At 62.5% G+C, this 12,038-nt stretch carries 11 protein-coding genes; 3 read left to right on the forward strand and 8 right to left on the reverse strand.

What is annotated here, in order from left to right; all coding sequences use genetic code 11:
• Together NW809_RS06585 and NW809_RS06590 are read left to right on the forward strand one after the other, a co-directional pair.
• Positions 1–238 (forward strand): SH3 domain-containing protein (locus NW809_RS06585; protein ID WP_414401766.1); only part of this gene is annotated, 238 nt, incomplete at its 5' end.
• A gap of 63 nt (positions 239–301) precedes the next feature.
• Positions 302–1,264, forward strand: a complete 963-nt coding sequence (locus NW809_RS06590; RefSeq protein WP_011430339.1) for an energy-coupling factor transporter transmembrane component T family protein — start codon at positions 302–304, stop codon at positions 1,262–1,264.
• Here NW809_RS06590 and NW809_RS06595 read toward each other — a convergent pair.
• From NW809_RS06595 to NW809_RS06610, 4 genes are all read right to left on the reverse strand, one after another.
• A complete protein-coding gene (locus tag NW809_RS06595; RefSeq protein WP_414401767.1) occupies positions 1,202–4,129 on the reverse strand; it encodes a GAF domain-containing protein in 2,928 nt (975 codons plus the stop codon). The genes NW809_RS06590 and NW809_RS06595 overlap by 63 nt on opposite strands.
• 156 nt (positions 4,130–4,285) lie before the next feature.
• The gene (locus tag NW809_RS06600) at positions 4,286–4,906 is read right to left on the reverse strand and encodes an NADPH-dependent FMN reductase (RefSeq protein WP_414388598.1); all 621 of its coding nucleotides are present in this window, start codon (positions 4,904–4,906) and stop codon (positions 4,286–4,288) included.
• A 53-nt stretch (positions 4,907–4,959) separates the two neighbouring features.
• Entirely contained in the window at positions 4,960–7,236 is a 2,277-nt protein-coding gene (locus NW809_RS06605; protein WP_414401768.1) for a fused MFS/spermidine synthase, read from the reverse strand.
• Between the two features lie 119 nt (positions 7,237–7,355).
• Entirely contained in the window at positions 7,356–7,952 is a 597-nt protein-coding gene (locus NW809_RS06610) for a hypothetical protein (protein ID WP_414401769.1), read from the reverse strand.
• Between the two features lie 324 nt (positions 7,953–8,276).
• On the opposite strand from NW809_RS06610, the gene fba reads away from it, so the two are divergent.
• Entirely contained in the window at positions 8,277–9,356 is a 1,080-nt protein-coding gene (gene fba / locus NW809_RS06615; protein ID WP_011430345.1) for a class II fructose-bisphosphate aldolase, read from the forward strand.
• Positions 9,357–9,465: 109 nt separating this feature from the next.
• On the opposite strand, the gene NW809_RS06620 is transcribed toward fba, so the two are convergent.
• The 4 genes from NW809_RS06620 to cobM form a co-directional block, all read right to left on the reverse strand.
• Positions 9,466–9,699, reverse strand: coding sequence for a hypothetical protein (locus NW809_RS06620; protein WP_011430346.1), 234 nt, complete (start codon positions 9,697–9,699; stop codon positions 9,466–9,468).
• A gap of 40 nt (positions 9,700–9,739) precedes the next feature.
• Positions 9,740–9,946, reverse strand: a complete 207-nt coding sequence (locus NW809_RS06625) for a hypothetical protein (protein ID WP_099834884.1) — start codon at positions 9,944–9,946, stop codon at positions 9,740–9,742.
• 333 nt (positions 9,947–10,279) lie between these two features.
• Positions 10,280–10,768 (reverse strand): Fe-S cluster assembly sulfur transfer protein SufU, encoded by a 489-nt coding sequence (sufU, locus tag NW809_RS06630; protein WP_011430348.1) that lies wholly within the window; start codon positions 10,766–10,768, stop codon positions 10,280–10,282.
• Positions 10,769–11,133: 365 nt separating this feature from the next.
• Positions 11,134–11,928, reverse strand: coding sequence for a precorrin-4 C(11)-methyltransferase (cobM, locus tag NW809_RS06635; protein ID WP_414401770.1), 795 nt, complete (start codon positions 11,926–11,928; stop codon positions 11,134–11,136).
• Between the last annotated feature and the right edge of the window lie 110 nt (positions 11,929–12,038).

Here is a 12,038-nt window from a genome sequence, read left to right on the forward strand (position 1 = left end):
GTGGCGGGGTGTGCGACAGGTGCGGGTGATTGCCAATGAGGGCATTAACATTCGCCAGCAGCCCAGCCTGACTGGGGCTATCGTCGGGGCCGCCCCGCGCCAAGCTTTGCTGCGGGTGGTAGAGGTGCAGGCTGGCGAAGGACAGGTGCCTGTCTGGTTGCGCGTTGAGCGAGAGGGGGCCCCAGGGGGATGGGTCGCTGCCCAATCCGGCTCAACCCGTCTGGTGGAGCGACTCTAAGCCTTTCCTGCTGCCAGCTTCCGTTCTCCTTTTGGGGGATAACCTGTCTCCCGTTTGCCTGCAGTGGATATTCTGCGCAATGCCCCGCTGGGAATCTACCTGGAAGAGCCGCGCACCTGGCTGCACCGCCTCGATCCGCGCGTGAAGCTGGCCTGGCTGCTCAGCTTTCTGCTCAGCCCAATTTTGGCTGGCAATGGCTGGCGCCTGGCCGTGGTGGCGGTTCTGTTGTTCTTGACGGTGGCAGCCCGCCTGCCGCGTCGGGTCTGGTCGGGCCAGCTCTCGCTGGTGTTAGCCCTCAGCCTGCTCACTTTTGGGATCACCAGCTTCGCTCCCGATGGGTTGGGGGTTTTCCCGCAGCCGCAGCGGCAGGACGCGCAGGTGGTGGGCTATGGGCTCATCCCCGGCTATGACGGGGGGGTGGAAGAGGGATCCCGCGCAGCAGCCAAGCGGGCCTGGCGGGAGCAAACCCGTGCCTGGCCGACTCCCTACCGCTACCGCTTGCTGCAGGTTTCCCTAGGGGAGCGAACCTTTCAGGTGTCCCGCCGTTCCCTGTCGGTGGCTTTGCGGCTGGGCACCCTCATCTTTACGCTGCTCTACGCCACCAATTTGTTTTTGCTGACCACAGCCCCAGAAGAGATCACAGAGGGGATCGGCCACCTGGTGCAGCCTCTAAAACGCTGGGGATGGCCAGTTGCGGAGGTGATCCTCACTCTCACCTTGGCGCTGCGCTTTCTGCCGCTGGTGATGGAGGAGGTGCAAAACCTGGTGCGGGCGGTGCGCACCCGCGATGTCCGCTGGGGATCCCTCAGCTTCCGGGGCGGGATCCAAACCCTGCTGGCTCTGGTGGAGCGCTTTTTTGAAAACCTGCTCCTGCGGGCAGAGCAGACAGCCATGGCCATGCAGGCGCGTGGGCTGACCGGCCCCGACCACCCCTTGCGCTGGCACCGCCTACACCTGCGGCAGCTAGATCGCGGGGCGCTGGCCCTGCTGCCCCTGTTTTGGCTGCTGAGGGCCTTGTCCCCCTGAGGCTACGGCCGGGGGACGCAGTTCCTTGCCAGCCAGCGGCAGGAGCAGCCGGGCAACGGAGCGCCCATCCCCAGAGGAATAGAAGGAGAGCTGCCCTCCCATCCGCTGCAGTAGCCGTTGGCACAGGCCAAGTTCCAGGCCGGGGCTCGCCGAGAGCGGCGATTGGAAGAGGGGATCGGCGTAGATGACCTGTTGCGGATCCCATTGCAAGGCCGTCAGCAGGTGGGGATCGAAGCTGCCCTGATCCACCACCAGCAGCTCTGCATAGCCCTCTGTGGCTTGGCTCCACAGATCCAGCCGCCCCCCCTCCGGGCTGCGCAAGGCAGCGGCCAGCAGCACTTCCCAGAGGATCATCTCCAATCGCCCGACATCGCCCTGGACGACGAGGCTGAGGTCGCCGTGGGCGCGCGGCCACAGCTTGCGTTTTTGGGTCAGGCCCTCCACTCGGCGCAGGCTTTTGCGCACCAAGGTTGCTAGGGGCACCGACAGCAACTGCGGCTGCACCTGCCACGTTTCCGTCTGCAACAGCGGCTCGGCGAAGACGGCCAGATCCCGCAGCTCCCTGCCGATTCCCACCACCTTTTGCCAGCGGGTGGCCTCATCTCCCCGGATGCCCGGCACTTGGCCAAGGCGGCGCAGGCCGTCCAGCAGGGCATTTTGCAGATCCAGCAGGCGGCGGTGCTTGTACCAATTCAACTCGCTGAGCACCTCCTGCCGCTCCTGCAAAGTTTGCACCCAAAGCAAGCGCCGCAGCGTCCAGCCACAGGTTTGGGCCATCAACGTCACAGCCGCCTGCTCCTCTGCCTCCCAGACTCTGTCCGCCTCTGCTCCCAGGATCAAAACCCCCAAGGGCTCCGGCAGCGAGGGATCCGTCTCCCCCAAGGGCACCAGCAGCCAGGATCCCAGGCCCACCGAGTTTAACCAGGCGCGGCTGGCAGCCGGGATCTGGTCTTGGGCAAGCGGGAGGGGACCCCTCGCCTGCAGCGCAGCGGCCAGCAAGGGATCCTGCCGATTGATCTCAGTGGGGCCGCTGGGGCAGAACTCGGGGGCAGCGGCAAAGGGCGGCTGCAAGCAGGCCCGGCTCTCCCCCGGCTGCCAACTGACCACCAGCGCCAAAGGGATCTGGAGGAGTTGGGCCGCCTGTTGGGCGATGGTGGCGTAGAGAGCCTCAGGGGTGGCCAGGTTTTGCAAAGTCAGACAAGTGGCGATCAGGCCGCTGAGCAAGTGCTCTTGCCGTTCCTGCCGTTGCTGAGACCGAAGTTGCCGCAGGAGCAATCCCACTTGTTGGGCAGTCCCGCGCAGCAGTTGCCGTTCTTCTCGGCTCCAAGCCCTTGGCCGCGGGTGGAGCACTAGGATCAGCCCTTCGGGGGTGGCAGTGCCGCTGGCGCCGGTATGAGTCAGCATGAGGGAGCGCACCCCCAAAGGGGCCAGTTCTTGCCGCCAGGAGAGCAGGCGCAGATCCTGGTCGTAGTTTTCCGCCGCCACCACCTCGCTGCGCAGCAGATCCTGCCAGTCTTGCTCGCTTAAGGAGCTGAACTGCGGCGGCAGAGCCTGCTTGCCCTCGCTGCGGTACTCGGAGAAGAGGCGGGGGTTCGGCCTATCGGGATCCACTCTCAGGACGGCCACCGCACTGGCTTGCAGACGCTGGCCCAGGCCGACGACGGCTTGCTGGAGAGCCTGCGGCAGCTCCGCCGGGTTGTAAAGCGAACGGCCCACCTGCTGCACAAACTCTTGCTCGTCGGCCAACTGGCGGATGCGGCGATCCAGATTTTCCAGGGGGGCGGCTAAGGCCAGCCCATTGGCGGCGGCGGCCACCAACTGGCGCTCCACAGCTTGCCAGGTGCGGGGCACATCCGATTGCACCCAAATGAACCCCAGCAGATCTTTCTCCAGCAAGATGGGGGCGGCCAAGGCCGCCTGGGCCCGCAACTGCTGCATCAGCTTGAGGGGGATCTCGGAGCGGGTCGTCCCTGTGCCGCCTACCACCACCTGGCCATCGGCGAGGGTGTAGTACATATCTCCCAACTCCCGCAGCGAAAGGCCGCCATCTCCTGGCGACGCTGCTCCTGCTTTGGCCTCTTTGGACATGGGGGCAGGAGTAGGTGGCTGGCTGGGTCTAGAGGCGCTTCCATGGGGAACAAACCGCCCCCGGCTGCGCTCGTGCCAGTACACCTGGATATGGACGGCGCCCAGGCAAGTCTGCAGCTCCTGCCTCACCAGGCTGACCCGTTCCTGCAGGGATCCCGCCTGGCATATCGCCGTTCCCAGCCTCAGGAGCGAATCCTCAAGGCGTTTTTCGCTCTGCTGCCTCCAGGCATTTTCCAGCTCCTGCAAAGAGGCGGCCAACTGGCCCAGCAAAATCCCCAGGAGCGCTTTCTCTTCCTCGCGGGTGGTAACCCCCCACATCTGGGATCCCAGCATCAGGATCCCCAGGCAGCGCCGCCGCCCTGCTGCTGAAAAGGGGTAGATGAAGCAGCCTTGGATCCCGCCCAGGCGCCTGGCTTCCCGCTGCCAAAGGCCCATGCGCGGCTCCTGGGAAAGATCGGGCACGCTGATGGGCCGCTGCTCGATCACCACCTGCTCCAAGATCTCCCCCGGCTGCAGGGGATGCACCCCTCGCAAGAGAGTTGGCTCCTCCACAAGGCTAAACCCTCCCTGACCCAGCAACTGGTGATTTTGATAGTCATAAAAGGCCAGCCAGATCAGCGGCGCCCCAAACACCGCCTTGACATACTCCAGCGTGAGCTGAATGAGGGCATTGGCATCGCTCTGCTCCCGCATCTGTTGCAAGGTTGCCTGTAGGGCAACTAGGGGAGAGATGGCCCCAGCTCCACTGGAAGAATAGGGGGAAGGAGGTTGAACCATGGCCCGACGTGGGTTATGCAGGTTTCTGCAGAGGGAAAGCGGCCGCAGCTTTCTCTTGGCCCACCTTAGCCATGCCGTTACTTGGGCGTCAGCCCCTCTCCCAGGAAAGGGGAAGCCCCTCTTGAAAATGGGGCTGCTGGGGAACCTAGGCCCTTTTCAAGGAGCTGGGAGCCGGGACCCGCGCAGTTTGGAGGTGTTGGTGACCAAGCTCTGCACAAAGCGTTGCAAGCGCTGGCGTAGGTTTTCGTCCTTGAGGTTGCCCTGCTCATCGAAGGCGCTCCAAGCCCGACCAATGGCAATCTGCTCCGGGATCGCCCAGCCATGCACCCACCGCACAATTAAACGCATCTGGTTGAGGGTATTGCTGTTGCTCTCACCGCCCAAAACGCTGATCAGCCCGAAGACCTTGCCCTCTAAGTGTTCAAAGCTCAAGAGATCGAGAGCATTCTTCAGGCTGCCGCTGATGCCGCCGTGGTACTCAGGGCTAGCCAGGATGATCCCATCGGCCCGCTTCATTGTTGCCCGCAAAACCTCCACGTCGGGATAGTCCGGGTAGGATTCCGAACCATCGGCAAAGGGCAACTTCATTTGCCGCAGGTCGAGGATGTGCAAGAGAAGCCTCAACCTCTCAAACTCGCACCGCACCACCTCTAGCGCCTGATAAGTCAAAGAATTGGGCCGCAAGCTGCCGCCGATGGCCACGAAACAAGCTCCAGAGGCTTCAGCCATGACGGCTTGCCAATCGACAGTAGGGGCTTGCAGGGTTGAAGGAGACATAAGCCAGGCTCCTGAGCAGACATTAGTTATGCTTCAAACAATCATAACTCATACTAAATCTGCATTGTAAAGATTTCTTTAGCCGTCTTGCTGAATAAGGCTGACGCATTGCCGAAGCGTCGCGCAGCGATAACAGCCGGATTCTGCTTCGGAGCTGGGATCTGGATATCTCCCAGCAGGGGAAGCTGGGGCCAGCGGATTACATGTAGCAGGTTGGAAAAATCATCTCGCCAGAGGGGATCCCCAGCTTGGGGCAAAAGGGGCTGCCAGGGATCCCAGTCTTGCCGGCCACCAGGGCTTTTGGCCATCAGCACCCAGTGGGAAGGGGCTAGCCCTGCCCGGCGCTGGGCGGCGGTGAGCTCTTCATGGGCTTGCTGCCAGGCGGGAAGCCGCAATGCTCTTGCCAAGGCGGCCAGCACTGGCGCCAAGTCCAGGTGGCGGTTGGTGATGTTAAAGAGCAGCCAGCCCTGGGGCTTGAGCTTGCGGAGGTAGAGGGTCAGGGCCTCCTGGGTAAGCAGATGCACCGGCACGGCGTCGGAGCTGAAGGCATCTATCACCATCAGGTCGTAGCTGCCATCGGGGATCCCTTGCAGGCGGAGCCGGGCATCGCCCAAGATCACCCGCACCTGCGCCCGCCGGCTGGCCCAATCGAGATAGGGGAAGTAGCGGCCCGCCCAGTCGGCCACGGTGGGATCCAACTCGAAAAACGTCCACTCATCCCCTGGCTCGGCGTAGGCGGCCAAGGTGCCGATCCCCAGCCCCAGCACCGCCACCTGGGCCGGAGAAGAGGGCGGCTGCGCCCGCCACCGCTGGAACACCTGACCCACCGGCCCCTCGCGGGAAAAATAGGTGAGCGGCTCCAGGGCCTTTTGGGGATCCAGGTTTTGGCTGCCGTGCAGGGTGGTGCCGTGGAGCAGGCTGCGGAAGGATCCGTCCTCAGCGTGGTATTCCACAATCCGGTGGAGGCCAAAGGCGCTGCGCTCCTCGGCCACTACCTGGAGCCCCGGCGGCAGCCAGGTTTGTCCTAGCAGCAACACTAGACCCATCCCTGTTCCCACCCAGCGCCTTCTGCTGCCTTCTCCTACAGACCCCAGAAGGGCCATCCCCAGAGCCAAGCCCCCAGCGGCTCCAAGGCGAAAGAGCGCCTGAGGACGAAAGCCCAACAGCAACAAAGGCAAGAGCAACCCCAGCCCTAGCGACAGGCCCAGCCGCCCTCCCCGTGCCGCTAAGGCCGCCAGCGACACCCCCAAGAGCAGGGGGTACTCCAGTAAGGTCTCAAACATCTGCGGCGCCAGCAAAGCGGAGAACAGCCCTCCCAAGCTGCCTCCCACAGCCAGCCACAGGTAAAACTGCGTCAACTGCTGGGAGGGTGGACGGGATCTGGCCAACTGACTGTGACAGGCCCAGCTCACCAGGCCAAAAGCCCCCAGATGTAGCGGCAACACCCAAAACCAAGGTCTCGCCCAGCCCAGAACCTGGGCCCCTAGCGCTCCACAGGCCAGCAGAGCCGTTGTCCCTAAAGCCAAGTCATTGGGGTAGAGGCCGCCGAAGGCCAGTATGAAGGTCATGAGGTAAAGGCTCAGGGGAACGGCCCACAGCAGGGGCACCGCCGCCACGTCGGTGGTCAAGAGGGTGGTGGCCGCCACCAACAGGCCCGCCGGCAAAAAGGCCCAGCCGGCCCAGCGCCAACGCTCCCGCCAGGAGACGGGGGGGATCTCCTCCACGGGATCTCCCCTCGGGAAAGTCACCTCCCGCCCGTTCAGCATGAGCCCCACCCCACCCAGCAGCACCAGCGCTGCGACCAGAGCGTAGGATCCCGTCCACAGGTGGGTTTGCCCCGACAGAGACAACCGCGGCTCCAAGAGCAGCGGATAGCCCAGCAGCCCCGCTAGGCTGCCGGCATTGCTGGCCACGTAGAGCCCGTAGGGATCCCTTTTCGCCTCTCCCAGCGCCCGCTGCAGCAACGGCGTCGTCCCCGACAGGAGAAGCAAGGGTACTCCCGCCCTTGCTGTCAAGTCAGCCAACAGAGCTAGGGAAGGGAAGACCCCTTCCAGTTGGCCAGGGATCCCAAACTGAAAGGGCAAAAACTTCAGCCCCGCCAGCAGGAGGATCCCGTGCAGCAGCACGCCCCAGCCGGGAGCGAGCCCTCGCCCCAGCCGGTCTGCCCACAGGTAGCCCAGCAGCAAAGCGAGCTGGAAAAAGACCAGGCAGGTATTCCAAACCAGGGGGGATCCCCCCCAGAGCGGCAGCAGCAATTTGCCCACCAACAACTGCCCCCAAAAAAGGCAAAAGGCGCTGCCGAACAACGTGAGGCCAACCAGCAAAACCACAGCCGTGCCCCCAACCCCTGGCTGTCAGTTCTAAGAAGCTTGGATGCCGGTGCTGGATTCAGGGGCGGATCCCAGCAGCCGCGAACCTCCGCCCGCCCAAGGGAAGTTGCAAACCCAGCTCAGCGGCTCATCACCTGTAGGGGAAAGCGTTCGGCCAACTCCCCTTCCACCTTGGGTAGCCATTCTTCTTGGAACACCCACACCTGGCCCTGCTGCACGCGGCCATCCGGGTTTTGTGTTAGCTCCAGCCAATAGACAAACTGATCCCCCCGCAGCACCACGCCTTGGGTGGCCAGGGCAAGACTGTAGCCGGGATTGTTGGCCAAGGCTTCAGGGGCCGGGTAGCGGATCACCTCCACCGCCCGATCCAAATCGGCGGCGATCTCCGGCCCGTAGATCTCGCGAATGGCTTGGAAAAGATCCTCTGCCGTCAGCCCTTGCGGGCGAAAGAAGGTCATGCGCTCCGAGCGAATCGTCTCCCGATCCAGCGGGTTGATGATCCGGCCCGGCGGGGCCACCGAGGCCAAGAAAGTAAACCGGGATCCATCCGGCTCCACCCGATGGATGTTTAACGTCTCGCCCGGGCGGGGTCGCAGCACCGGGTTGTTTTTTACCCAGCTAGCCACCTGACTTGGCGCTTGCCCAGGGATCCCCCAAGCGGCTGCCGAAAGGCCCACTGACCAGCAGGTGAGGGCCCAGCCTACCCCCAAAGCCAAACGCCGTTTTCTGCGATTTGGATCTCGACCGGCGAGTTTCCTGCCTTGCTTGGCACCCAAGACCGGCCATGGATTGAAGTCCACTTTCTCACGCCTCCGCACAAGTGAACGCAAGCAAAATGTCAAGCAATACTCCTCCAGTGTATCTGGGGCTCTCAGGCCGCCTGGTGCGCCTAAGCGTGGGCATTGCAGCCAACAGTGGCAGGGATTTTTCAGCGAGATCCCCAAATCCCGGGATCTTGTCCCGCAAAACGTAAAAGATACCTTAGGATTAACAGTAAGCAAATCTCAAACGCATCAAGTCAGCACCTCAGGAGGTAAGCGATGGCTCTTGTTCCCATGCGCATCCTGCTGGATCATGCCGCCGAACATGACTACGGCATTCCGGCTTTCAACGTTAACAACATGGAGCAGATTCAAGCAATCATGCAAGCTGCCCATGAAACCAACAGTCCAGTCATCCTGCAAGCCTCTCGAGGGGCGCGCAAGTATGCGGGCGAGCACTTTTTGCGCCACCTGATCCTGGCGGCAGTGGAAACCTATCCCCACATTCCCGTCGCCATGCACCAAGACCACGGCAACAGCCCCGCCACCTGCTACTCCGCCATCCGCAACGGCTTCACCAGCGTCATGATGGATGGCTCCCTCAAAGAAGACGCCAAAACGCCGGCCAGCTATGAGTACAACGTGGCCGTTACTGCCGAGGTGGTGAAGGTGGCCCACGCTGTCGGCGTGAGCGTGGAAGGAGAACTGGGCTGCCTGGGATCCCTGGAGACAGGCCGCGGGGAAGCAGAAGATGGCCACGGCGCTGAAGGGGCCCTCAGCCACGACCAACTGCTCACCGATCCGGATCAAGCCGTGGACTTTGTGGAGCAAACCCAAGTGGATGCGCTGGCTGTGGCCATCGGCACCAGCCACGGCGCCTACAAGTTCTCCCGCAAGCCCACGGGCGACATTCTCGACATGGAGCGCATCGCCGAGATCCACCGCCGCCTGCCCAACACCCACCTGGTGATGCACGGTTCCTCGTCGGTGCCCAAGGAGCTCATCGACATCATCAACCAGTACGGCGGCTCCATTCCCGAAACCTACGGTGTGCCGCTGGAAGAAATTCAGCGGGGCATCAAAAACGGAGTGCGCAAAGTTAACATCGACACCGACAACCGTCTGGCCATCACGGCTGCGGTGCGCCGCGCCCTGGCCGAGAATCCGAAGGACTTTGATCCCCGCTCTTTCCTCAAGCCTTCTATCAAGGAAATGCAAAAAGTGTGCGCCGAGCGCTACATCGCCTTCGGCTGTGCCGGCCACGGCACCAAAGTCCCGGTGGTTACCCTGGACGAGATGGCGGCCAAGTATGCTTCTGGCGCTTTGGCGGCTCAGGTGAAGAAGACGGTTGCGGTCTAGCCCTCACACCCAGCCGCTGCAGCCCAAAGGTTCTAACTCAATATCGACAGGTGAGGGGATCCTTTGTGGATCCCCTTTTGCTTTGGAGGAACTTGATGCGTTTTGCCGGTCAGGCAGCTTTTGCTACAGAAGGTTTGTCCGCTTCGACTTGCTGGTTCAGCAACGCCAAAGTCAGGCGATCCAGCATTTCCAAGTCGGCCTCAGAGTAGCGCCGCTGAAAGAGCAGCTCGTTGATGAGGTTTTCTTGCTGCAAACTGAGAAAGCCGCTGCGGAAAACTTGCTCCACGATTGCTTCGATACTAAGGGCCGGAGCAACAGGGAGAGAATTCAAAGAGGCATTCATGGTCGTTTCCGTTTGAGAGGGTTCGTTCGAGAGTTCCCGATTACTTGTGCCGAGGAACGAGATAGCGCTGCTCGATCTGCTCCCTCCAGGAACGGGCGACCTCAGTCTGCAGCTTGTCTACAGCAGAAGCATCGTCCTGCCACTTGAGGGAAACCCCCAGTAGCTCCCCCATGGGAAAGTGCTCGCTCAGCAACGCCGCCAAGCGGTAAGTACGGTAATCTAGCGTTAGATCTACACCAGCTTGCATCTGTATTTCCTCCGCATTTCCAACGTTTACGTCCCCATCATAGCCCAAATATCCGTAAAAAAACGGAAAACACCGAGAATCCACGTACGCGATTTCTAGGATTTTTCTACGCCATTTGGCGGATAGCGGCGGGGATCCCACGGAGCTGTGGGGTGAGTTCAGGGATCCCAGCTCAGCAGAGCCGCGGTTGCGGCGGCCAGGGTGGCGGCGTTGAAGGGCTTGCTGGTGAGGTCATTGGCTCCCAGCCGAGCAAAGAGGCAACCCGGGCATCCCTGATCCCAGGAGTTCTCTGGATTACAGGGATCCCCTCCATTGCCGCCCGGAGGTCGGAACCTAGTCGGCGTCTTCGTTGCTCACAAAACCTGGGTTGTCCGGGGATCCACTGGGTGCGGGCGATTCCAGGGCGTGTTTGAGGGCATGCCAGGCCAGGTTGGCGCACTTGATGCGTACCGGGAACTGGGCAACTCCCTTCATGGCATTGAGGGAGCGGTACTCCCGCGGAAACTCTTCGCCGCCGCGCATCATGGCCTGGAAGCGCTCGACCAACTGCAGCGCTTCGGGGATGGTGCGCCCGCGCACGGCATCGGCCATAAGATCGGCAGAAGCCAGGGCAATGGCGCAGCCCTCTCCCTCAAATTTGATATCGGCAATCCGCTCCTGGCCGGGATCCAATTGCAAGGTGAGGTCGATGGTGTCGCCACAGGAGGGGTTATGGCCGCGTTGGCGACGATGAACCGGATCGACCCTGCCGAAGTTGCGGGGCTTTCTGTAGCGTTCCAGGATGACTTGCTGATAAAGTCCGCGCAGGTTGTCGAGAGGCATTGTCGTTCCCGCTTGGTCGCTGCTTGGGCCAGAGCCCTATCCCCACCCTCCAGGGGCTACGGCTCCTTCCGGCCAATCTGGCTAGGCCCAAGCTAACTAACTTAATCTTAACCCTGTTCTCTGGGCTGCAACGGCGGGGCAAGGCAGGGCCTCCTCATCTCCCAGATCAAGCGGGTGGATTTCGACGGCTGCCCCGCCCAGTTCTGCCGGAACCTGCTCCCTCCACCGGCAGCAGGGTAGGTCTTGGGCGGGGGCTGGCGGCCTTTTTCGCTGACCAGCAGGGCAACACGCCCAGGTGCCCAAAGTAGCTGCGACAGGCCGGGGGCTTCCAAGGCAAGTCCTAAAAAAGCCAGTTGCAGTAGAGTCTAACGGTGCCGTTTGGGACGGAAGAGGTGGGCGTGGTCAGGGCTGTAGAGCCGCGAGCGAGCCGAGCCGGCTCCTGCCAAGCCCCGTAGGGCGGGACTGATGAGGTAGAGCACGGTGCGCTCTAGGCCGGCTTGCCGGGTGAGGGCCGCCATCTCCGCCAGGGATCCCAGCCAGATCCGCTCGTCCGGCCACCCCAAACGGTAGCAGATGGCAACGGGGGTATCGGCGGGATAGTGGGTCATTAGATCCGCCTGGGCCTGTTCCACATGGCGGGCGCTCAGATACAGACACAAAGAGGCGCGGTGGGCCGCCAGGCTGGCCAGGGCTTCTGCTTCCGGCACGCGCGTCCGACCGCTGGCGCGGGTGAGGATGACCGTCTGCACCAGCTCCGGCACCGTTAGCTCCACCTGCAAACGGGCGGCTGCCAGTTGAAAGGCGCTCACCCCCGGCACGATCTCAAAGGGGATCCCGGCCTCCGCCAGCCGAATCAGCAACTCGTGCAGAGCGCCGTAAAGAGACGGATCCCCATCCTGCAGCCGCACCACCCGCCGCCCCGCCTTAACCCGCTCCACCATCTGGGGCAGCAGCGTTTCCAAGGTGAGGGAGCGCGTGTCGATGGCCTCCACGTCGGGGCGACAATGGGCCAGCAGCCCCTCCGGCACCAAAGAGCCGGTATAGAATACTACATCTGCTTCTGAGAGTACTCTCTGGCCGCGCAGGGTAATCAGCTCGAGATCCCCAGGGCCGGCGCCGACAATGTGCACCGGCCAGTAGGACGAAGTCGGTTGGCTCATCGGGTTTCTTCCCATCCTAGCAGCAGAGGGCTACCCCCGAGGATGGAATCCCCTGCAGGCTCTGTCCCTTGACCTGGCCTGTATTATGTGTAGTACAATAGAATACAGGC

This window comes from Synechococcus sp. WC101, assembly GCF_047461555.1.
GTDB lineage: Bacteria > Cyanobacteriota > Cyanobacteriia > Thermostichales > Thermostichaceae > Thermostichus.

Coding starts and splice junctions, on each gene's coding strand:
- cobM (WP_414401770.1), bottom strand. CDS start 11,928: ATGAGCCAACCGACTTCGTCCTACTGGCCGGTGCACATTGTCGGCGCC.
- NW809_RS06625 (WP_099834884.1), bottom strand. CDS start 9,946: ATGCAAGCTGGTGTAGATCTAACGCTAGATTACCGTACTTACCGCTTG.
- sufU (WP_011430348.1), bottom strand. CDS start 10,768: ATGCCTCTCGACAACCTGCGCGGACTTTATCAGCAAGTCATCCTGGAA.
- NW809_RS06620 (WP_011430346.1), bottom strand. CDS start 9,699: ATGAATGCCTCTTTGAATTCTCTCCCTGTTGCTCCGGCCCTTAGTATC.
- fba (WP_011430345.1), top strand. CDS start 8,277: ATGGCTCTTGTTCCCATGCGCATCCTGCTGGATCATGCCGCCGAACAT.
- NW809_RS06600 (WP_414388598.1), bottom strand. CDS start 4,906: ATGTCTCCTTCAACCCTGCAAGCCCCTACTGTCGATTGGCAAGCCGTC.
- NW809_RS06595 (WP_414401767.1), bottom strand. CDS start 4,129: ATGGTTCAACCTCCTTCCCCCTATTCTTCCAGTGGAGCTGGGGCCATC.